18 protein-coding genes are annotated in these 22,200 nt (G+C 62.6%); 15 read left to right on the forward strand and 3 right to left on the reverse strand.

Going from position 1 to position 22,200, the window contains the following annotated elements:
• Nucleotides 1-196 precede the first annotated feature (196 nt).
• The 9 genes from AC3WQZ_RS32495 (at nucleotide 197) to AC3WQZ_RS32535 (ending at nucleotide 10,681) form a co-directional block, all read left to right on the forward strand.
• Nucleotides 197-1,423: an MksB family condensin complex protein gene (locus AC3WQZ_RS32495; RefSeq protein ID WP_436226188.1), complete on the forward strand. Its 1,227-nt coding sequence runs from the start codon at nucleotides 197-199 to the stop codon at nucleotides 1,421-1,423.
• Nucleotides 1,401-1,958: a condensin complex protein MksE gene (locus tag AC3WQZ_RS32500; RefSeq protein ID WP_436226189.1), complete on the forward strand. Its 558-nt coding sequence runs from the start codon at nucleotides 1,401-1,403 to the stop codon at nucleotides 1,956-1,958. The genes AC3WQZ_RS32495 and AC3WQZ_RS32500 overlap by 23 nt, the downstream gene beginning before the upstream one ends.
• On the forward strand, nucleotides 1,955-4,684 hold the full coding sequence (locus AC3WQZ_RS32505) for a chromosome partitioning protein ParA (RefSeq protein ID WP_436226190.1): 2,730 nt from the start codon (nucleotides 1,955-1,957) through the stop codon (nucleotides 4,682-4,684). Before AC3WQZ_RS32500 ends, AC3WQZ_RS32505 begins: the two co-directional genes overlap by 4 nt.
• Nucleotides 4,671-5,534 (forward strand): hypothetical protein, encoded by an 864-nt coding sequence (locus AC3WQZ_RS32510; RefSeq protein ID WP_436226191.1) that lies wholly within the window; start codon nucleotides 4,671-4,673, stop codon nucleotides 5,532-5,534. The genes AC3WQZ_RS32505 and AC3WQZ_RS32510 overlap by 14 nt, the downstream gene beginning before the upstream one ends.
• 526 nt (nucleotides 5,535-6,060) lie before the next feature.
• Nucleotides 6,061-7,008, forward strand: a complete 948-nt coding sequence (locus AC3WQZ_RS32515; protein WP_454750795.1) for a DNA-binding protein — start codon at nucleotides 6,061-6,063, stop codon at nucleotides 7,006-7,008.
• Nucleotides 7,005-7,307, forward strand: coding sequence for a hypothetical protein (locus AC3WQZ_RS32520; RefSeq protein WP_454750794.1), 303 nt, complete (start codon nucleotides 7,005-7,007; stop codon nucleotides 7,305-7,307). The genes AC3WQZ_RS32515 and AC3WQZ_RS32520 overlap by 4 nt, the downstream gene beginning before the upstream one ends.
• Before the next feature lie 217 nt (nucleotides 7,308-7,524).
• Nucleotides 7,525-9,042: an IS21 family transposase gene (gene istA / locus AC3WQZ_RS32525; protein ID WP_454750793.1), complete on the forward strand. Its 1,518-nt coding sequence runs from the start codon at nucleotides 7,525-7,527 to the stop codon at nucleotides 9,040-9,042.
• Nucleotides 9,043-9,159: 117 nt separating this feature from the next.
• Nucleotides 9,160-9,927, forward strand: a complete 768-nt coding sequence (gene istB, locus AC3WQZ_RS32530; protein WP_454750796.1) for an IS21-like element helper ATPase IstB — start codon at nucleotides 9,160-9,162, stop codon at nucleotides 9,925-9,927.
• Nucleotides 9,928-9,982: 55 nt separating this feature from the next.
• Nucleotides 9,983-10,681, forward strand: coding sequence for a site-specific integrase (locus tag AC3WQZ_RS32535; RefSeq protein WP_454750792.1), 699 nt, complete (start codon nucleotides 9,983-9,985; stop codon nucleotides 10,679-10,681).
• Between the two features lie 250 nt (nucleotides 10,682-10,931).
• On the opposite strand, the gene AC3WQZ_RS32540 is transcribed toward AC3WQZ_RS32535, so the two are convergent.
• A complete protein-coding gene (locus AC3WQZ_RS32540; RefSeq protein ID WP_454750791.1) occupies nucleotides 10,932-11,888 on the reverse strand; it encodes a SphA family protein in 957 nt (318 codons plus the stop codon).
• A gap of 252 nt (nucleotides 11,889-12,140) precedes the next feature.
• Here AC3WQZ_RS32540 and AC3WQZ_RS32545 point away from each other — a divergent pair, with 252 nt between their 5' ends.
• The 5 genes from AC3WQZ_RS32545 to AC3WQZ_RS32565 all read left to right on the forward strand — a co-directional run bounded on the left by AC3WQZ_RS32545 (nucleotide 12,141) and on the right by AC3WQZ_RS32565 (nucleotide 16,741).
• A complete protein-coding gene (locus AC3WQZ_RS32545; protein WP_454750790.1) occupies nucleotides 12,141-12,980 on the forward strand; it encodes a hypothetical protein in 840 nt (279 codons plus the stop codon).
• 146 nt (nucleotides 12,981-13,126) lie between these two features.
• On the forward strand, nucleotides 13,127-14,290 hold the full coding sequence (locus tag AC3WQZ_RS32550) for a BamA/TamA family outer membrane protein (protein WP_454750789.1): 1,164 nt from the start codon (nucleotides 13,127-13,129) through the stop codon (nucleotides 14,288-14,290).
• A 69-nt stretch (nucleotides 14,291-14,359) separates the two neighbouring features.
• Complete coding sequence (locus tag AC3WQZ_RS32555; RefSeq protein ID WP_454750788.1) at nucleotides 14,360-14,731, forward strand: hypothetical protein; 372 nt, start codon at nucleotides 14,360-14,362, stop codon at nucleotides 14,729-14,731.
• Nucleotides 14,732-14,884: 153 nt separating this feature from the next.
• On the forward strand, nucleotides 14,885-15,151 hold the full coding sequence (locus AC3WQZ_RS32560; RefSeq protein ID WP_454750787.1) for a hypothetical protein: 267 nt from the start codon (nucleotides 14,885-14,887) through the stop codon (nucleotides 15,149-15,151).
• 141 nt (nucleotides 15,152-15,292) lie between these two features.
• On the forward strand, nucleotides 15,293-16,741 hold the full coding sequence (locus AC3WQZ_RS32565; RefSeq protein WP_454750786.1) for a DUF1254 domain-containing protein: 1,449 nt from the start codon (nucleotides 15,293-15,295) through the stop codon (nucleotides 16,739-16,741).
• A 232-nt stretch (nucleotides 16,742-16,973) separates the two neighbouring features.
• Here AC3WQZ_RS32565 and AC3WQZ_RS32570 read toward each other — a convergent pair whose 3' ends face one another.
• Both AC3WQZ_RS32570 and AC3WQZ_RS32575 read right to left on the reverse strand, forming a co-directional pair.
• Nucleotides 16,974-18,470, reverse strand: a complete 1,497-nt coding sequence (locus AC3WQZ_RS32570) for a DUF1254 domain-containing protein (protein ID WP_454750785.1) — start codon at nucleotides 18,468-18,470, stop codon at nucleotides 16,974-16,976.
• A gap of 53 nt (nucleotides 18,471-18,523) precedes the next feature.
• Nucleotides 18,524-20,017, reverse strand: coding sequence for a DUF1254 domain-containing protein (locus AC3WQZ_RS32575; RefSeq protein WP_454750784.1), 1,494 nt, complete (start codon nucleotides 20,015-20,017; stop codon nucleotides 18,524-18,526).
• A 591-nt stretch (nucleotides 20,018-20,608) separates the two neighbouring features.
• On the opposite strand from AC3WQZ_RS32575, the gene AC3WQZ_RS32580 reads away from it, so the two are divergent.
• Nucleotides 20,609-22,200, forward strand: a 1,592-nt coding sequence (locus AC3WQZ_RS32580; RefSeq protein ID WP_492301947.1) for a site-specific integrase, incomplete at its 3' end; no start/stop codon positions are given.

The raw sequence follows: 22,200 nt of genomic DNA on the forward strand, positions 1-22,200 counted from the left end.
AAGTTCATGTCGCTGCGAAGACTTTGCGAGGGTTACGATCCGTCGACGATGGGGACAGTTGTGTATAACCGCATGGGCTTTACCGCTTTTCGCCTTTGCATGACCAACGAAATTGCAACTCATTAATTCGCAATGGATTTGGGGGCCAGACCGCCAGATTTCCACACGAAAGGTACGATCACCCCTAGTGCTGCAAATGAATCCAAAAAGAACACTACAACTGGCAGCGGAGTATTTTGGTCTCCTGGAGACTCTGGCGCACCGGGGGCATGGGGTGTCACTCAGCTCCATTTACGACACCCTGAAGGTTGTTTCGCCAGACCACACCCGCTCGCCGAAAGAAGTTGCCGATATTCTGGTGGCCAATGGCCTGCTGGAGCGTTCGCCAGAAGCCGACGGGGAGTGGGAAATCCCGCCGGCGATCACCGACTTCGTCTTGCATCTGGCGAAGCGCCAGCGGCTGATGGCGCCGGGCGAATTGAAAGGTCTGCTCCTTGATATGGACGAGGATGTCTACGCGCTGGCTCGGTTAGTGGGGCAGCGAGAGGTGTCCTTGGTCAACCAGAGCGCGCTACGGTTGGTGACATACCTTCAGCGCGCACAGAAGCTCTGCGCCGACCACCACGCGGCTGTGTTGGTGAAAGTGGCGGAAATCAAAATGCGCGAGGATAACCGCTCTCTCCGGGAACGGTACGCTTTCATCTCCGGCCTGTATGAGCGGCACATCCTGCCGATGCAGCAGCTTGTCGACCGCGACGGTCTCCTTGTGAAATTGTTGGAACGCCTGCTGAACATCATCCGCGACGCGGACTGGATGGGGGACGGCATGGTCTCGACCCCAGTATCCCGCCTGCGGGCCCACGTGCTCCAACTGAAGCGGGACTCCGGCGACAACTTCCTCGAGTCATACAACGAGGTGATGCCGCTGTATAACAAGCTGCGCCGGGACCACGAGTTGGCTGCGGCGGTGGCCAGCTTGCTTGATGTCGCTGGCCGGCATGGGGTTTCCGCGTGGGACTTCAACCGCCACATGCCTACAGTCTACTGGACCGCGGAAAACCTTTTTACCGACTACGCGCTGGAAGACCACATTCGGGGCGTTCAGGAGTACGCGGAGGAGGAGCCTGAGCCTCTGGTTACGCTGGATACCCCCGGAGTGCCGAAGGCGCCCGACCCTATGTACATGGAAGAGGTCATTGAGCGCCTGCGACAAGACGCGCCAGTGCCCGATATCCTGCGTTGGCTGTTCGAGGGGTATGCCAACCAGACCGAGACGGAAATTCTTTGCGCGTACCAGGATATTTCTGAGCACTCGGATCTCGCCACCCATCACGACAACAATGAGGCGGAGGCCGTTTTCAGTGGCGTCGCCTATTCCTATTTTCCTCTGAGGATCGAACGTGGATCTGCCCGACAAGTTTGAAGAAGCCTTTGACAGCTTGACGAAAGGCCGCCATATCAGCAACCACGATGGTGAGGTGTACAAGTCTTTGATGGACTATACCGCCCGGTATCGCCAGTTGTTCAACGCGCTGGGATACGAGTTCATCAGCGACCCCCAGGGCTTCTACTATTTCAATGGTCCGAAGCAGCGGAACCTCGGTAAGGGCGTAGAGCAGGCGGCCTTGTTCACATTCATAATGGTGGACTGGCTCAGTGACAACGACAACAGCATCGAAGATGGGCTGTTCTCGGACGTCCGCGCGATCAAGGACCTGCCGCACCTCCAATCCGACCGGTATCGCGGCTACATGCGGCAGGCCGGCGGTGATGACGAGGGCAACCTCAAGCGCATCATCAATGCAATGGAACGCTCGGGGTTTTTACGGGTGCTGGACGACAAAATCCAGTTTCTCGCGCCTACGCGCCGTATTCTTAAAATTTGCATGGCGCTCGCCAAGAAGGCGCCGGATGTCACCCCTGACGTTGACCGCGAAGAGGTAGGAGAAGAAGCGTGAAAAATATCCCTGGCTGCAAGCGGATGATCTTCATCCGCGCGGGCAACTACGATTACGCCGAGGTGGATTTCGAAGGTTCCATCCACCTTGTGGGCCGTAACAACGTGGGCAAGACCTCGATCATTTCCGCCGTGCAGTTCCTCTTCATTGGGGACCAGAGCGATATGCGGTTCGATGGCTACAGCCTCGAGGACACCCGTCGCTACTATTTCAAACACCCGACCAGCTACATCCTGTTCGAATGCCTGTCGTCGGAGACCCACAGCTATGTCACTGTCGGGCTGCGCGGGTTGGGCCCGATCGGATCGTACCGGTTCGAGCGCTTCGCCTTTCCCGGGCGGTTTGAGCGTGAAATGTTCATCGACGAGGCAGAGAAGGTGCGCGACTTCGAAGACGTCAAGGCGGACATCCTCGAGCAGCGCAAGCACTTCCGCATGCTGGAGCCGAAGGATCTCCGTAACGCCCTGACCGGAGTATGGGAAGACCGGCGACTGAATCTCGGAATCGTGCCGCTTCGGGACGGCGCGGCGCAGGAGCGGTTCGTTCACCTGTTCCGCAACCTGCTCAAGCTGAGCAAGATGGAGCAGGAAACGATCAAGCAGACTTTGGTTGAGGTCTATCGACGCGAGTTCACGAAGCCCACCATCGATCTGCAGAAGGACCACGAGGCGAGCTTCGCCAAGCTGGAGAAGGAGAATCGGTCGATCCAGCAACTGGAGCAAATCAAGCCGCATATCGACGATCTCAAGGCTGCCTTGGAGACACAGGGGCGCACCAGGGCGACGCTCAAGCCGATGTATGCGGCACTCCTGGCGGCTCGGGACATGGAGGAGGCAAAGCTCCAGGGAGAAAAGCTGGCTGCGGATGAGGTCGCCGATAAGTTCGGCGAGCGGCAGGAAAAGCTGGTGCGCCAGGCTTCTGAGCTAGGTCGAACTCAGATCAACATTGGTGTGCGTCTGACCGCCATCGCCCAGGCAAGCAAAGAGGTCAGTGACCTCGAGAAGGCCTTCGAGGGTTTCGATCCTGATTTCGAGGCGGTCGCGGTCAACAATCTCAAGAACGACATCGAGCGTCTCCAGCAAAAGTATTACACCTCTGCGGAAAAGGTATCGGATATCCAGGGCGATATTACGAAGCTTGAGGCCGAGCGCGCGGAGAAAGTCCGTCTCCGCGACCGCCACGACAAGCTCTTCGGCGCGTACTTGGTGAAGGAGGTTGGGGAGAATCAGGTCAAGGACGTTTTCCGGGTGCTCAATCCGCGCCTATTGGAGCAGGAAGTCGGGGAGGAGGGAATCACTGTGTCCGACTCCGATGCACTCGTCAGTGCATTGAATCACGTCGATCGACTTATCGACGCCGACGAGCGCCGTTTTGAGGGGCACGGCATCGGATTCCCCATGAACATCGTGCCCGGAACGAAGGGCGTCATCCCGGATGTGGAGCAACTAGCGGCCGATATTCAGGCTTTGGACGAAAAAATCCGGATGCGGCAGGCGACTCTCGCCGACGCGCTTGAGCGGGAGAGTCTCCAGCGCACAATCAAGGAGAAGGAAGATGCTCGTGACCAGGGTGTTCGCAAAATGGAAGCGCATGTCGTCTTCCAGCAGAAGAAGCGAGATGTCGAAGGGATCCGCGAGGAAGAGCGGCAACTGACCGCGCAGCGAGATGATGCGATGGCGCGTAATCAGGATATTGTTCTTGAGCAAGGGCGCCTTGCGACGGAATTCGCCCAGGCGCAAGCCAAGCAAGTCGACATCGCTGGTCGTTTGGCTAGGATCATGCGGGAGAACTTCGACATTCCGGCGGGCGAGTGGCCGGACGGCGATACCGCACAGTTTGATGGCATTCCGTACGCAGCGCTAGCAGAGCGCTACCGCGGCTCCTGTGTCGCTGAAGCAAATGCCAGCGAGAAGGTGTCGCAGCGGCTCAGCTTCATCGAGGCGACCATGATGGACGGCCTGGTCGGGTCGTCCCCCGAGGAAAAGGCGCAGTCGGCGGTTGAGGCGCTCGATAGCTTGGACGAGAAGCGGGCCTCCTACGACAACCTCTGGAGCGCGCTGGTCACGCAGATCAAGTCGTCGATTGGCGAGATGCTCGGCGATGTTTCGCGCCTCAAGGACAAGGTGGCAGAGTTCAACCGCCGCTTGAGCAACGTACCGGTGTCTAACCTCAAGTCGGTATCGATGGAGGTGGTGGAGAACCGCGACCGAATTCGCAGCTACCAGCAACTGTTCAACTCAGATGGGCTCTTTGGCGGAGAGGCCGAGACCAAGCGCGCCGTCGCGGAGGTGAGCAACCTGATTCGCGGCGCAACCGGCAAGGTGACCCTGCAAGAGCTCTTCGGTATCGAGTTCGTGGTCGAGTACGCCAACGGCAAGACCAAACATTTCCCCAAACTCGACACCATCGAGTCCACCGGTACCACGATGATGATCAAGGCCTTGGTCAATATGGTGCTGATGCGCGACATGATGAAGAAGGACCGGAAATACTCCGTGCCGTTTTACATCGACGAGTGCAACATGGTGGACGAGATCAATCTGAAGGGGCTCGCACAGACTGCGCTGTCGTTAGGTTTCATGCCGGTGCTCGCCAGCACGATGGCGGTCGCCGTTGCCGAAACCCTGTACTACGTGCATTGGGCTAGGGAAGGCCGCGCCGTGATCGAACCCAAGAATCGTGTGCGCCGGCGGGAACTACGGGGGGGAGAGCGTGAAGCCGCTTGATCCGGTGGCCAAGATCCTGGGGATGCTGCTTGCCGGGGCCCCGGTGCCGGCAAGCAGCGTGTCCGCGGCGGGCAGGCGGATTCTGACGCCATTGATCGATGCAGGTGGCATTCAGCAGGTACGCAGCGGTGCCGGCAACGTCCTAGTCTGCTCGAATCAGCGGGCGGTGCAGGCGTTTGCCAACAACCGTTACCCCAGCGGCCTAGTTACGACTTCGGCTCCAGACTTGGGTGCACGCACCCAAGCGCTTGCGCAGTTCCGGGATACCAAGGCAAACGGTGGGCTGGATTTCGAGTTGGCGCACGTCCGGGTGTTCAAGGACTCGTCGCTAACGATCGACGGGGCGCCGGTGGGCGCTGCGTACCAAACCGCTCGCCTGGGGTGTGCCTCGGTCGTCCTTGGGCACGCGAGCGTCCCGAACCTGACCGGTTACGTGGCGATGGTCGAGGGGCCAGAGTTGTTCCTGCGCTATGACTGGGGGGCGGCTGGCGTGGATGCGGTCGTGCTTTACGGCGGCAGGGCCTCCGATCGGATGCTCGCATGGTTGGAAGCCAGTGAAGCCGTGCGGATTCTGCACTGTCCCGATTATGATCCCGTGGGGCTGCATGAGTACCTGCGGGCGAAAGATCGGCTCGGCGATCGGCTCGAGCCCTTGGAGCCGGCGAGCCTCGAGGTCTTGTTCGGGCGCTTTTCTAAGCCAGAACTACTCCATAAGAATGCGAGCCTCATGCCGCGCCTGTTGCAGTCGGAGGATGCTTACGTACGGCGTGTTGTCAGCCTCATGCAGAACGGAGGGGCAGGTTTGGAGCAGGAGGCGCTGCTTGCCGGAGGCGACCATGACGAGGCGTAATTTCGCGCGGTCTGAGATCGTCTGAAGCGGCCGGGGCGTGTCGTGCGCCGCCCCACGGTAGGGGGTGGGGCGCCGCTCGATTGCGTGGACATGTCAAGGATGCCGGGGCGGGGGCATAGTACTTTTGGTGCGAAATCTGGCGGAAGACAGCCGGAGAACCGCTTGCATCAAGGCTTCCTGGCCGCCCGCACTTGTGCGGACAGGCGCTCTTGCAAACCATTGATGGGGTCCCCTTGATTTCGCTGCAGATTGCCGGGGTAGCCAGCCCTAGCAGCCATGCGCGTTTCCGGGTGATGCTTGCCTGAAACTCCAATCCAATCAGGTACTTGCTGACTGGTCTATTTCCCGCGTTTTTCCACTGTTAGCGCCCGCCTTCCGGCCACTTGCCCGCAGTCTGCGGTGCTTCGGCGGCTGTTTCCGCAAGATAATAGGATTTATCGGTCTTTGGCTTCCCCAAGCCAAACAAAAATGGCTTTCCTAACGTTAGCAGCGTGCGATAGGCTGAAAACCCCGCCCGGACGCCGCCATGCCCCGCCTCGCCGCCACCCCCGACCAGATCCGCGCCACCGTGCTGGCCATGCTCACCGAGGCCGGCGACGCGGCGCCGCCCACCGCCGCGCGCTTCCGCCGCGCGGTGTCGGTGCGCAAGCTGCGCGCGCGCCTGGGCGGCGGCGACCCGGCGACGCTGTCGCGCACGCTCAACGCGATCGAGGCCGAGGTCGTGCGCGCGGGCCTCACGGAGCTCGCGATCCCTGAGCTCCCGCCCGAGATCGCCGAACAGATGCGCGCGCTGTGGCAGGCCGCGGTCGCGGTGCGGCTCGACGACGTGGTGCGCCTGAAACGTGAGGCGCAGGCCGCGGTCGAGGTGGCCGAGGCCGCGCGCGCCGAGGCCGAACTGCGGGTCGAGCTGCTGCGTCAGGAGTTGACCGAGGTGCGCGGACAGCTGGCTGCGCGCGATACCGAACTGGCCGAGGCGCGCGCCGGCCTGGCGGCCGAACGGACCCGCGCCGAGCAACTCGCTGCGCGCACCGGCGAGCTGGAAGCGGCGCTGGGCGCCGCCCAGGACCGCGTGGCGGCCGGTGAGCGCGCCCAGGCCGAGGCCATCGCCACCGCGCAAGCGCGCTACGAGGCGCTGTCGAAACAGTTGCTCCAGGAGACCGCGAATCAGCGCGACGCGCTGCAGGCCGAGCGCGGCCAGTTCACCTCGCAACTGAAGTTCGCCGAGCGGCGCCTGGCCTCGCTCGAGGACGTGCGTGGACGCCTCGAGGCGGACTTGGCCAGCGAGCGCGCCGCGCGCCAGACCGCTGCCGGCGAGGCGAGCGCGCTCAAGGCGGTGACCGCCAGCCAGCGCGCGCAACTGGACGAGCTACTGCACGCCACGCTCGCGGCTGCGGCGCCCGCTGCCAAGGCCGCCAGGCCCGGATCGGCCAAATCGGCGCCCAAGGCGAGCGCCAAACGAGGGGCCCAGTCATGAACCCGGCCGACTGGATCGACACGGCCACGATCCCGCCGCGTCCCCTTCCGCCGACGGTGGAGGCCGCACTGGCCTACCTGGCCGAGGTGCTGGGGCACCCGGTCTACGCGCACTGGACGCTGGCGCGCGTCAAGCGCCGCTACGGCTCGCTGGCCGAGGCCAAGGCCGCGCAGCCGGCCGTGCTCAAGCTGCTGCTCGCACACGATGGGGTGGTCGAGTACTGGGAGCGCGGGCGCCTGCGCACGGTGCCGGCGGCGCAGGCGCCAAGCCCGGAGACTGCGTATTCCGGCCGATCGTGACCAGTCATTCCGGATTATCGTGACCGCCGATTCCGGCATCGTGACCGGCATTTCCGGTTTATCGTGACCAGCCGTTCCGGCGATCGTGACCAGCTCGCCGGGGAGCCATCTCACCACTGACGTGGTGGCGTCTGGCTTGCCATGATCCGGTTGGGGATGTTGCGTATTGTTCAACCCAGGCTGTGGATAACCTTCTGCGTTTTTGCACGGAGAAGCGATGCCCAAGCCCCCCATGACGATACGCATGATCAAAGACGTGTTACGACTCAAGCACGAGTCCGGACTGTCGCACGCCAGCATTGCCGCGGCGCTGCAGGTCTCCAAAGGAGTGGTGTCCAAGTATGTGTCACTGGCCGCTGAGGCCGGAATGACATGGGAGCAGCTACGCGATCTCGATGAAGCGGCGATTGCCGCGCACCTGCTGCCCAGCGCACGCGCCAGCGCCTATGTGCCGCCGGACTATGCCCGCATCCACCAGGAGCTGCGCCGCAAGGGCGTCACGCTGACCCTGCTGTGGCAGGAATATGTTGAGGCCCATCCCGGCGGCAAGACCTATCGCCACACGCAATTCTGCGAGCGCTACCACGCCTGGGCCAAGAGCCTGAAGCGCTCAATGCGCCAGACCCACAAGGCCGGTGAGAAGTTGTTCGTCGACTATGCCGGACCGACCATCGCCGTGGCCGACGGCGGCCGCGCTCACGTGTTTGTTGCAGCTCTCGGCGCGTCCAGCTACACATTCGCATGCGCCACGCCGCGCGAGACGATGGTGGACTGGATCGCCTCGATGGTGCGCGCCCTGACCTTTATCGGCGGCAGCACGGAACTGATCGTCCCAGACAACCCGCGCGCCTTGATTGCCAACGCCGACCGTTATGAGCCGCGCGCTAACGAGACGGTGCTCGACTTCGCGCGCCATTACGGCACCTCGGTGCTCCCTGCCCGTGCACGGCGTCCGCAGGATAAGGCGAAGGTTGAGGTGGCGGTGCAGATCGTAGAACGTTGGATCCTCGCACGACTGCGCCATCAGCGTTTCGAGACCGTGCATGCAGTCGACCGTGCGATTGCGGCGTTGCTGCCCGCGCTCAATGAGCGCCCCTTCCAGAAGCTGCCGGGCAGCCGCGCCAGCGCCTTCGCGGCCCTGGACGCGCCGGCGTTACGCCCGTTGCCCGCGGTCCCATATGAGATCGCCAGGTTCCGCACCGTCAAGGTCCATATCGACCAGCACGTCGAGATCAACAAGCATCGCTACAGCGTACCGCACGTACTGGTTGGCCAGACGCTTGAGGCACGCATCACCGCTCATGCGGTCGAACTGCTGCACCGTGGCCAGCGCGTGGCCGTTCATGCGCGCGCAGCCGCCGGTGGCTTCACCACGGTGCCCGAGCATCTGCCCGCTGCCCATCGCGCCCACCTGGAATGGACGCCGCAGCGCCTCATCCGCTGGGGTGAGCAGATCGGCGGCGCCACCGGCGCCGTCGTGCGCCGGCTGCTCGAGCAGCACAAGCATCCTGAACACGGCTACCGCGCCTGCCTGGGGCTGCTGAGCCTGGCCAAGCGCTATGGCAAGGATCGTCTCGAGGCAGCCTGTGCGATTGCGCTGGAGCTCGGCGCCTATCAATACCGCCACGTCAAGAACGTGCTCGAAACCGATCGCGATCGGCTGACCGCGGCCCCTCCTGCCGAGTGGGTCAGTCCCGACCACGCCCACCTGCGCGGCCCCAGCTACTACCAGTGACGCCGTCTGCCAGGCAGCACTAACTCCCGCGATGCGCCTCAATGGCCCTCGCACACCGCTGGGCAGCACCCGCAGTCGATCTTGCTTGCCCGGCGCTCACAACCGGAACCCAATCTCATGATGACTCATACCACGCTCGCGCAACTGCGCTCACTCAAGCTCGACGGCTTTGCCGCCGCCCTGGAAGAGCAGCTCGCTCAGCCCGGCGCCAGCGCGCTCGCCTTCGAGGAACGCCTGGCGCTGCTGATCGACCGCGAACTGCTCTGGCGCAATGACCGCAAGCTGGCGCGCCTGTTGCAGCGTGCCCGCCTCAAGTACCCCCAGGCCGCCATCGAAGACCTCGATGCCCGCCCCGGACGGGGCATTGATCGCAAACAGATCACCAGCCTCGCGCTGTCAGACTGGATCGCCACCGGACACACCGTCCTGATCGGTGGCCCGACCGGCGTCGGCAAGACCTGGCTGGCCTGCGCGCTGGCGCAGTATGCCTGCCGGCGTGGGCATTCCGTCGCCTATCTACGCGTGCCCAGGCTGGCCGAAGAGCTGCGCATCCTGCATGGCAGTGGTGGCTTCGGCAAATGGCTGCTGCAGATGGCCAAGACCGACTTGATTGTGCTGGACGACTGGGCGGTGGCACCGCTGGATGCCACCACGCGCAATGACCTGCTTGAACTCATCGACGACCGCGGCAGCAGCCGCGGGCTGCTCATCACCACCCAATTGCCGGTTGAACACTGGCATGGCTGGATCGGCGACCCCACCATCGCCGATGCGATTCTCGATCGACTGATGCACCGCATTCACCGCATCACGCTGGCCGGCGACTCAATGAGAAAGACTGCTCAAAAAACGAGCATCACATCCAGCGGCAACCCCACTGCCTAGCCTGGCAGAGTAGAATCCGTCCCCGCGCAACACCCCCAACCGATCACCGGTCACGATGCCGGAATTGCCGGTCACGACCAACTGGAAACCGCGGGGAAACAGCGGTCACGATAAAGCGGAATCCGCGGTCACGATGCCGGAATCGGCGGTCACATTCGCCGGAATACGCACGGAGACGGTGCTGGCCCGGCTGCTGCACACCCACCGGCGCCGCTTTCAGCGCGCGGCAGCGCCGACTGCGACGACGCTGAAGGCAACGTCCGCGCCGGCGGCACCGGGCCCGTGGCTCGCGGATCAGGACGCGCGCACCCTGGCATGGCTGGCCCGCGCCGGGCGCTTCGCCCAGCCGCATGCCGCCACCAACACGCTCGGCGCGACCGATGACGCCCAGGCGCTGGCGCTGTTCCTGCGCGACCGGGCCGCCCGCTCAGCCCACACGCGGCGCGCCTATGGCGCAGAGCTGCGTCGGCTGATGGTCTGGTGCGAGGCGCGTCAGCTGGGGCCGCTGTCGGACCTGAGCCGCCAGCACCTGCTCGCCTACCGGCACGCGCTGCAGCACGGTGACGACCGTGGCAACACCGCCGCGCCCGGCAACCGGCCGCTGGCGGAGGCGACCCGCAGCCGCGCGCTGGCGGTGGTGGCGAGCTGCTACCGCTTCTGGTACGACACCGGCTACCTGCACGCGAACCCGGCTGCGGGCCTGTCCGCGGGCAGCCGCGCCCGCGCCGGCTTGAGGCCTGCCCGAGATTCGTAAAAAATCCGCCACATCCTCTGTAAACCGTTGATTTGAATATGAAATCGATCGTTGAGTCTAGCGCAGGCGCCATCCACTATAGGCCTAGCAGGTAGTCACCGAGCCGATTGATCTTGGATTATGGAACACGCTACGCATTGGCCGCGTGCCCAGTCATTTGTCTACCAAGGAGCGCGCGGAACTGGAGGACACATTCCACGAGCTGGTTCATGGGACAAATTCCGCCTTGCCGACCGAGAACGCGCCGGCCTCAGAAGACGACGGTCGCCGTCCCCATGAACGTGCTGGTGCTCTTCAGGCGGTTTGTGCTGGCCACCGAGGGCACCCAGCGCAGGCCCAGCGACAGCAGGCTCTTGGCACCGATCTTGGTGTCGTAGGTGACGATGGGGCCCACTGCCCAGTCATGACCGCGGAAGCCGTTCAGGCGGTCGGCCAGCGGGCCAGTGTCGTCGCCAAGCTGCTGCGTCGTGCCCGCGATCAGGCCGAGGCCGGCGCCGTTGGAAAAACGCTTGAGCAGCATGGTGTCGAGCGTGAACAGCGGCGCGTTCTGGTAGTCGGTGGCGTTGTTGCGGGTGTAAAACTGGATGCCGGCGACGGCATCGAACTCAAGCCCGTGTTCGGGAAACAGCTTGGTGTAAGCCACCTGCGGAATAAAGGTCCAGTTGTTCAGGCTGGGATTGGCCAGTGCGTTGGGGTCGTACTTGCCGGTCGGCGCCCACACGTTCAGGCTCAGGGCCACATGCTCGGTCTTCGAGAAATGGTAGCCCGCGATAATCGGCGCGAAGGTAATGTCGAACAGGTTCGACACGGTGTCCTGGGTGCTGCTGCCCCGTCCGCCGGCGCTGACGTTGGCCGTGACCTTGGTCCAGACGTAGGGCAGCGTGAAGCTGGAGGCAAAGTTCCAGGCGCCGGTGTCGGTGTCCCAGACCTTCATCACGGTTGCCAGCGTGAACGCCACCTTGCCCTCCACCCCGGCGGATGCCTTGCCCGCGATGGGCACGCTGCGGCTGCCGCCAATCGAGCCATCCAGGTAGATCTCGCCGACATTCACGATGAGCGCCGGCTCGGGCGACACAATCCCCGCATTGGGAACCACACTGGTGCCGGTCACGGGGCGCCCCAGGGCGCCTTCGGTCGCGTGGGCGCCCGCGCAGGCAACGAGGAGAGGGGCGGCCATGGCGAGCCGGTTTGCGATGGTCTTTGACATATTCATAGAACATGAGGTCGGCCAGGCGTTTGCCGCAATGCCGACTTCTGGCGCATGCCTGCCTGCGCCAGCTACAAGGAAATCACGCGGCGAGGCACTGCCTCACCTTCATATTTTCGCGAGATTGCATACTACCAGCAAAGCCCCCCGTCACTGCCAGCACGCAAACACACAAGAATCTTCATCACGGGATCGGAAATATTTACTTCACAAGTCTTGAGCCGGTCTGCGATGATGCAAGCGCCATATTTAATGGTGGTGTTTACCAATCTCATTCAGGACAGCTTCTCGGAAATGAATTCAGTCATGCGCAGACTAAAACTCGCTGCCGGCAGCGCAGCGGCGATAATGCCGGCGCTGGCCTGTGCGGCGGGGCCCTCGACGGATGACATGAATGCGTCAAACAATCCGCTGAGCCCGACCATTACCCTGAATCTGCAGGACCAATATGTCGGGCGCTATTACGGTCTCGGCGACGAGGACGGAAACAGCGTCCTGCTGCGCGGCACCATTCCGCACAAACTGTTCGGGCTGCCGCAGATCGTCCGGTTTACGATGCCCGTCGTCAGCACGCCGAACGTGGCGCCGGATGGCAGCAAGACTGGGCTGGGCGACCTGAACCTGTTCAACCTGGTCCTGCTCAAGGGCCTGGGCATGGAGTGGGGCATTGGCCCGCAACTGACCATCCCCACGGCATCGCGCGACCAGACCGGCACCGGTAAATGGCAAGCCGGCCTGGCAAGCGTGGCCATCTCGCCGCAGAAATGGGGCATGATCGGCGGCCTGGTGACCTGGCAGCACTCCTTTGCCGGGGAGAGCGACCGCCCTACCCAGGACAACCTGACTGCGCAGCCGTTCGTGATCTACAACTTGCCGGAAGGCTGGTACCTGCGTAGCACCGCCACCTGGAATTTCGACCTGAAGCGCGGTAATTACTACATTCCGCTGGGTATTGGCGCAGGCAAGGTCTGGAAAATCGGCAAGGAAACCTACAACCTGTTTGCCGAACCGCAATGGACGGTGGGGCACGATGGCGTCGGGGTGCCTAAATTCCAGGTCTTCATGGGTCTGAATATCCAGTTCCCGCTATAGCCGCTCGCGCGCATGCGGTGTTGCGTGAGGCCGGGGAATTCCCTTTCCCGATTTTCCCGGCCCTTCGCGATCCGATATCCCTCGAGCAATGGATGGCGCGGCATGAAGATATTGACTCGCCCAAAAGAACCTTTCATCACCAGCCGATGAACCGCCTCCCCGCAAGCAAGCGTATTGCCGCGCTGTTCGGTGCACTGGCCGTGTTCTGGTGCTGCGCCGCATTCGGCCAGGCCGAGGCACCTGCCGAAAAAAAGCCGCTGTCGTTCTTCGATCCGGAGGACGGCAAGCTGGACATGAGCGACTTCCTGCTCCACCACAAGGGCGCACTGCCGGTGCCCACCATCATCACCGAACCGGCAGTCGGCTACGGGGCCGGGCTGGGACTGATGTTCTTCTCGCAATCGATGGCCGAGGCCGCCGCCAGTGCCAAGGAGAGCGGCAAGGGTCCGGCGCCGCCCAATATCACCGGCATCGGCGGCGCCTATACCGAAAACGGCACCTGGGGCGCTGGCGTGGCGCACTTCCACACCTGGGGCGGCGACCGCTATCGCTATCTCGGCGCCATCGCCAAGGTCGATGCCAATCTGGACTACTACGGCTTGCAGAACCAGGCGCGCGCCTATGAACTGCGGGGGGTGTTCCTGGTGCAGCAGTTGCTGGTGCGCATCGCCGATACCCGCTGGTACGTGGGGCCGCGCTATGTGTATTTCGATTCGACCGCCACGTTCAAGTTTGGCAACGCGAGCGAACTTGGCAGCTTCGACAAGAGCCAGCGCATCGGCAAGGCCGGGCTGGTGATCGACTACGACTCGCGCGACAACATCTTCTACCCCAGCCGCGGCAGCTATGCCGAGCTGGAGGCGCAGTTCGCGCGCGGCGGCTTTGGCAGCACGCAGTCATTCAATATGTACAACGCGCGGGGTTTCACCTGGCTGCCGCTGGCGCGCACCGTGATCCTGGGCCTGCGCGCCGATACGCGCTTTTCCACCGGAGACGTGCCGTTCTACGCGCAGCCGTTCGTGGACCTGCGCGGGGTGCAGAAAGGGCGCTACCAGGACCGCAATGCGCTGGCGGCGGAAATGGAGCTGCGCTGGGACGTGACGCCACGCTGGTCGCTGCTGGGTTTCACCGGTGTCGGCAAGGCGTATGGGCGCTGGCATGATTTTTCCGATGCCTCGAACATCTACAGCGTCGGGGCGGGCTTTCGCTACATGATTGCGCGCAAGCTGGGGGTGTCGATCGGGATCGACGTGGCGCACAGCAAGGACCAGAACGCCTTCTATATCCAGGTTGGGAGTGCCTGGCACTGACTTGCCGGTTGCGCGCCATGTACCGGAAGGCTATCCTGGCGCCCCCGCGATCAACCTGTTCCCTACGCTATGGCAATCAAGAAGATCAAGGACAGGCAGGGCATGGTAGCGAGGCTTTCCGCCCCGAACGAGGCGGCCGGCCGGAACTACCTGCAGGAAGCGGTTCTGCTCTGCGAAACGCATTTGGCGGGGCTGCCGGATGTGTCCAAGCCTTACGTCGGCGGGCACTTCGTCTGGAGAAACCGCGTTCACTACTATGTGGCGGGGCGCGGGACCGGCGTCCGCAGCCGGCTGATCGAGGTGTTCGTGATCGACGCAAGCGAAAACCTCGAGCCGCTGCATGCGTTCCAGTATCCGCCGCCGCTGGCTGCGCTGTTTCCGGCCGACTACGGCGTTCTCCATGAGGAGGCGGAAGACCCGGCAGTACGCCGGCCAGGATGACGCCGGCAATATCCGGCGACGGGTTGGGCGAAAGAAAAACTTAATTCACTTGTGCCCTAAACCATAAAAAGCTGACTTCTGATCGCCGTACCCATCTGAGATCATTGATTGCGCTGGATCAGCATTATTTTTGTATACAAAGAGGCAGAGTGAATGAGCGGACGACGTGAAGGCAGCAATCCCGGCGCAGGTGCGGGGCGTTCTGGCTCAGTCCCGCTTGCCGCGGGACGGCGACGCGGGCAAAAGGCGTTGATCGTGGCGCTGCCCGGTCTCGGGCTCGCTGCCGGCCTCCTCGGCGGCAGCTATTGGTATATGAACGGGCGACTGTTTGCCGAGCCGCAATGGACGGTCGGACACGAGGGAGTTGGCGTGCCCAAATTTCAGGCGCTTATGGGCCTGAACATCCAGTTTCCGCTGTAGCCATTGACATCCACGAGCGTTACACGGATGTCGCCTTTTAGTATGGGCTTTCCCCGCCCTGGGCCAGCGGCGTGCATGTCGGCGCACGGAACATGCACGTCGATCCGCCTCAAGGGCGCGCTCCTTCTTGCGAGGAAAATCATGTTGAGGAAATTTCTGCTGATTGCGATTCTTGCACCGGCAAGCTTCATTTCAGGTTGCAAGTCGATCGCTAATGATGGGGCGACAGCGAAGGCAGCTGCGGGAACGATGCAGGGCGAGATCTCGGTCAGTTCATCGGAGGCGCGACCAACCGCGAAGGAAGCCTATATCTATGGGTTCCCCATCGTGGAGGCATACAAGACACTGTATGCCCAGGCTGTTGATAAAGGGGGCTCAAATTTCAAGGCCCCTTTTAACCAGATTGGCAACACAGCCAATGTCTTCACGCCGAAGGACACCGCAATCATTACGCCGAATTCCGATACGCCCTATTCGTTCGTGTGGATGGATCTGCGTGCCGAGCCGATTGTATTGACCCTGCCGCCGATAGAGGCGCAGCGCTACTATTCGGTGCAGCTAATCGACCTCTACACGCACAATTTTGCCTACCTCGGAACACGGGCAACGGGAAACAAGGGCGGCAACTACCTCGTTGCCGGTCCGGGCTGGACTGGCGAGACCCCGGCCAATATCAACGGCGTGATCCGCGCGGAATCAAACATTGCCTACGCGCTCTATCGCACCCAGCTCTATGATGAAAAGGATCTCGCCAACGTGAGGCGTATCCAGCGCGGGTACAAAGTCAAGACACTGAGTGCGTTTCTTGGAACGAAGGCGCCGCCCCCGGCTGCACCGATTTCCTGGCCGGCGCCGGAACCGGGTATGACCGATACGCCGGCGATCTTCCGCTATTTGAGTTTCATGCTGCAGTTTGCGCCGACGGATCCGAGCGAGAGAGACCTTATGGCGCGCTTCGCCAGGATCGGTGTGGGCCCAGGTCTTCCGTTCGACGAACGCCGGCAGCCATCTTCAGTGCAGAAGGCGCTGGCCGATGGCATCGCTGACGGGAAGGCGGAATTTGCGCAGTTCAAGAAGTCGAAGGTGGATACGCGTGAGGTAAGTAGCGGTGACTTCTTCGGAACGCGCGCCTATTTGAAAAACAACTATCTGTACCGCTATACCGGCGCCGCGCTTGGCATCTTCGGAAATTCTGCGGAAGAGGCAAGTTACCCGGCATACTTTGTCGACGCGGACGGCCACCCACTTGATGCGTCGACCAAGCGCTATGTGATGCATTTCGACAAAGATAAGCTGCCTCCGGCGGACGCGTTTTGGTCGCTAACGATGTACGACGGAAAATCCAAGCTTCTGGTCGACAATCCTCTCAATCGATATTTGCTCAACTCTCGCATGCTCGGCCGACTCAAGCGAGATGCCGACGGCGGTCTTACGTTCTATGTCCAGCACGATTCTCCTGGCAAGGGCAAGGAAAGCAACTGGCTGCCGGCACCAGCCGGTCCGTTCTACGCAGTCATGCGAATTTACATGCCCAAGCCCGAGGTGACGTCGGGTCAATGGCAGCGTCCACCGCTAAAGCGGGTCGACTAATGGCGCGTGACGACGTTTGATAGTGGTCACGCAGGTGGATGCGTTCTGGTCGCCGAACATCTACAACGCCGAGGGCCACTTCCAGAAGAATCCAGCCAACGCCTCTCGGACGTTCCGCCTTACGTGCGCCAATGCCCAAGTGGGCCGTACGACGGTAGCGCAGATCAGTAGCGATCACGCGTTGCGTTCTTATAAAGGAAACAACCCCGCGCTCCCGCTGTCGATACTGCAACTACTTTGCCTCCTCTATGTCGCCTGGCTTCCAACTCTTGTCAAAGAACGGTTGAAGGGGGCCGTAGAACCGGAGCAGTGGGAACCAGCCCTTGCCCTCCACCGTCTGTACCCAATTCTTCTCCTTCCCCTGCGGCGCGCGCGGGCCGAAGTAGATGTCGACCGAACCATCTGCGTTCTTTGACGGCCCTGTATACTGGCTGACTGTTGGGAAGCGCTGCTCGTTGCGCAGCATGGAACGGCTCTGCGCGTCGTAGACGACCAGCGACCAGAAGTTCTTCACCGGAACTTTTGCGGGAATGCGCAGGCGATAGATCTTGCCGCCCTCCAGGTACGAGCCGTTCGCGGCGCGCGTTGTCCACAGGTATTGCGATCCCTGGCCAACCACTTTCGCCACCATGGCCGGGGACATCCCGATGGCGCCATACGAGAACGCGGAGCGGCGGTCGGTGTTGACGTAGCCCTGCGAATCCCACGTGGCGCTGCCGCCGATGAACAGCCACTCCCACCGCCGGTCAGGGTAGACGATTCGCTCGGGGTCATCCGAGGCATACGAGGTGTCTCGCGCAATCGCACCTCCCAGCCGGCCCGCCTCCGTGTAAACGGCCTCGCGGTTCTTGTCCGGCGAAAACGGCTTGCCCTTTTCGATGCCGATGGATGCCAGGTAGAACCGCTCCTGTGACGAGAAGATACCGACGGGCTCGCTCTGGACGATGGCGTTCAGGTCGTGGAAGTACTGCGCGGTGTCCGGGAAGATCGTGTCGATCTGTTTGCGCGAGCCATTGACGAACACCATTTGTGGCGCATTGGCGGCGCGCGCCAGCGAATAGATCCTGGCCCGCTTCATCAGTGCCGTTGCCTGCTCGGTTTTGCCATCGACCAGAAAGCCGCGCACGCCGAAGACCAGCTTGTATGTGCGCGCCTTGGCGGCGATATAGCCCTTCGGCACCGTGCCGGTGTAGTCCGGCGGCAGCAGCAGGACTTTGCCGCCCTTGCCGTGGTCAGCGCCGGTCGGGCCGATGCCGACCACTTCCTTCTGCTGCAGGTCGCTCACACCGCCCAGCAGCATAGGCGGAACGTCGATCACAGTCGGGCCGTCGCGCTTCAGATCGATGGCCGCCATGCCATAGACCGTTTCACTGTTCCCGGTCAGCAGCAGCGTCTGCGCGTCCATCAGCGATTCCCAGATCACGAGCTGGCCCGGCGCGCCGGTCTCCGCCGACCCCACGCCCTTCCAGACGTGATACCACGAGACGGTGGGCATCTGCGAAAGATAGAGTTCGACGGCCCGGTTGGTGACCAGAATGTCTTTCAGCTTCCGCGACGTTTCCGGCGCCGGGTATCCCCCCTTGAACTGGAGTTCCGTCGAGGGCGTGCTGACAATATCTGTTTCGAGCCAGCCGTGTGGATCTGCGGCGCAGGCAGCGCCGGCTGCCAGGGTCAACGCCCCGGCGGCGGCCAGGCGCAATGGGATGTGCTTGCGTATTACAGGTTTCATGTTGGACCTTGTGACAAATTTCGAATGCAGCAGGCGTTGTGCGCCGGCCTGACTCAGCCCCCGACCTCCGTGATGTCATCTGGCTGCCAGCTCTTGTCGAAAAACGGCTGTAGCGGGCCATAGAAGCGCAGGATCGGGAACCACCCTCGGTCTGGCAGCGTGCGGATCCAATTCTTCTCCTTGCCAGCCGGCGCCTTGGGACCGAAATAGATGTCGATCGAGCCGTCGGGATTTTTGTCGGGATTGGTGTACTGGCTGACCGTGGGGAACTTCTGGCCGTTCTGCAGCATGGACCGGCTCTTGGTGTCGTAGACCGTTACGGACCAGAAGTCCTTGACTGGCTGGTTGGCCGGGATGCGCAACCGGTAGCGCTTCTTACCATCGAGGAAATTGCCGCGGGCGTCTCGTGCGGCCCACATGTACTGCGATCCCGCGCCAACTACCTTGGAAGCCATTGCCGGGGTGTTGCCGGTGGCCGCGTAAGCAAACGCGCCGCGCCGGTCGATATTGTCGTATCCCTGGTTGTTGAAGAGAAAACTGCCGCCCACGAACGCCCATTGCCAGTGCTTGCCCGGGTAGACGATGGCGTCAGGGTCCTTGCCGGCAAACGCGTTCATGCGTGCCATCGCCGCGCCCACGCGCGCGGCCTCCATGAGCAGGTCCTTGCGGGCCTTGTCAGGGGCAAAGGGCTGGCCCTTGACGATGCCAATCGACGCCAGATAGAAGCGTTCGAGCGAGCCGATGGCATCGGCAGGTTCCTGCTGCACGAGTTCATTCAGTTCTTCAAAGAACGTGTAGTCGTCGGCGTGGATGGTATCCAGGTATTTCCCGGACGCGTCGAGGAACGTCGTCGGCTTCGGGCTGGAGGCCTCGGCCAGCGGGTAGATCTTGATCTGGCGCGAGCGCTCGGCTGCCGCCTTGGGATCCGGATCCACCGCGCGCATCAGCATCCAGATGCCATAGGTGGGCGACTTCGATACGAAATAGCCGCTTTGCGGCACATCGACCTTGTAGTCCGGCGGCAGGAACAGCAGCTTGCCGCCCTGGCCCTTATCGGGCCCCGCGATGCCGCCGTCGACGATGTACCGCATCCACATGTCGTCAAACAGACCCAGCATCTTCGGTGGCAGCTCAACCACCGTGGGGCCGTCGCGCTTCAGGTCGAGGAACGTGACGGTGTACACCGTGTCGCCGTTGGGCGTGAGCAGGAGCGTGTTCGCGTCGAGCAGTTCCGGCCAGATGGCAACCTGGCTCGGCGCTTTGACGCCAAAGTCACCGAGCCCCTTGCGGAACTTGAACATCGACACGGCGGAGATGTTCTGCAGGTAGACCTCGATGGCACGGTTGAAGACGAGCAGGTCATGCAGCTTGTCGGACGACGCTGGCGTTGGGTATCCCCCCTTGAATTCGAAGGAGCCGACCCGGCTCTTGATGCTTTCCGTTCCGATCCAGTGATGATCGTCGCGGGAAGGTGCTGACGGCTGGGCATATGCCAGTGAACAGGTCATGGCTGTTGCGGCCAGCAAGGCAGGTATAGACAGTTTCATGGCGACAGCGTTTTCTGGAGAGCCGTCAGGTTACTTGAAGCCTTCCTGTAACCATTAGCCGAGCCAATTGAAAATTTTCTTCAGCGTCATAAAAATTTTCGAATGGCAGGCCGGAAAATGACTTGCGCCCCGGCGATTGAACTGCCAACTTAGGCTGGATGAAGTGACGATGGCTACCGCGGCCTTGGGGTAGTGGGCGGTCAGCGGACACTCGGATGGTGAACTCTGCCGATCCGGTAGACTGGAAGAATGTCAACCGCCCGGAGCCTGCCGCAACGGTGTAGTCCGAAAGCAGTCATTCGCGACCGCACGTCCGCTCAACCGTATGCATTGGCAATTTGTTTTATCCCGGCAGCATAAGCCATCGGCGTAAGATTTGGCCGGGCGGTATGGCCGCTTCGGCCCGCCCCGGTCGTCGTTTCGCGCAAATCCGCAGTCCTGCAATGATGGCAACGATGGTGGACAGCAACGCTGTATCGATAAGCTATCTTATCGATACAGCGATGTTCTTAGGCTAAACTGCCGGTTCGCGATTTGCGCCTCACCGCACAACCTCCGCCACTCCTCCCGAACTTGCCAGAGATCCTCCCAATGCCGGACTCGCCCACCCCATCTGACATGCCAGACGCGGCGGCGCTCGCTGCCTTGCGCGCTTGGTACGCGGGCGCTTCGTCGCGCCAGGCGGTCCAGCGCTATTGTCCCGACGCGCTTGGGAGCGGCCAGTCCGCGCGCGGTGTGCTTGGGCAGATCCGGCGACAGCTGGCGGAGGTTGCCTTGCGGCGTCACCGCCCCAATCTGGCCGCCCTGTTTCAGGCAAGTGTGAAAACGCGCACGGATCAGGCCAAAACGATCACCCGCGCGATGGATACGCTGCGGTCCTTGCCGATGCCAGTGCCCCAGGTCAGCGACAACATCGATCTGTGGTTGCCCGCTCGCGCGGTAACTGCACTGCGTGCGCATGGCATCGCCACGCTGGCGGACCTGACGGTGCGCATCCCGCGGCGACGGCGCTGGTGGGCATCGATTCCGGGACTGGGCGCCAGAAGCGCTCAGCACATCGAATCGTTCTTTGCCGCACACCCGCAGTTGACCGAACGGGCGCGCGCCTTGATCAAGGCCGCGCCGCCCGAGCCTATTGTGCCTTGGGAACGGATCCGGCTGCCGCACGAGGTCGACGGAACGCGCGGCGCGTTTCGGGCACCGCGGCGGATGTGCACGCTCGCGGCCAACAATGACCATGCAGCGATCAATGCCTGGCTGGGGTTGCATGAAGCCGCCGAGACGCAACGGGCCTACCGCAAGGAGGCCGAACGCTTGCTGCTGTGGGCGATTATCGAACGAGGGAAGGCGCTGTCGTCGCTGGCGACGGAAGACGCCGCCGCCTACCGCGCCTTCCTGCGTCGCCCAACACCACACCAGCGCTGGGTTGGACCTGCGCGGCCGCGTTCTTCACCCGAGTGGCGCCCGTTCACTGGCGGGCTGTCGGCACGTTCGATTGCCTATGCCCTGTCGGTATTGGGCGCGATGTTCCGCTGGCTGATCCAGCAGCGCTATGTGCTGGCCAATCCATTTGCCGGCCTCAAGGTGCGCGGTGGCCAGCGTGGCGATGACCTGGACGCCTCCCGTGCGTTCACGGCGGGTGAGTGGGAGTTGACCCGAACCATCGCCGACGGGCTCGAATGGTCGTACGGCTGGACGGCGCCGGCCGCGCAGCGCCTGCGCTTCCTGCTCGATTTCGGGTATGCGACTGGGCTGCGCGCCAGCGAACTGGTGGGCGTGACGCTCGGCGGCATTGAGATCGGCGCGCGTGGCGAACGCTGGCTGCACCTGGTCGGCAAGGGCGCCAAGCCCGGCAAGGTCGCGTTGCCGCCACTGGCCCGCCACGCACTCGACCAGTACCTGGCGCAGCGCGGCCTACCGGTGACGCCCGCGCACTGGAAGGCAGCCACGGCGCTCGTCGCCAATCTGGAACGGTTGGAGGGGATTACCACGCCGCGTCTGCGGGACGTGCTGCGCCGCTTCTTCCTGCTGGCGGCCGAGTCCATCCAAGCTGACCATCCCGCCTTGGCGGACAAGCTGCGCCGCGCCACGCCCCACTGGATGCGGCACTATATACCCTACCGGATTATGTCGGGTAACACGATTGAGCTCCGACGATCGACCAAAGATTGCGGTCATAAAGC

It is taken from the genome of Cupriavidus sp. FW305-26, assembly GCF_058787975.1.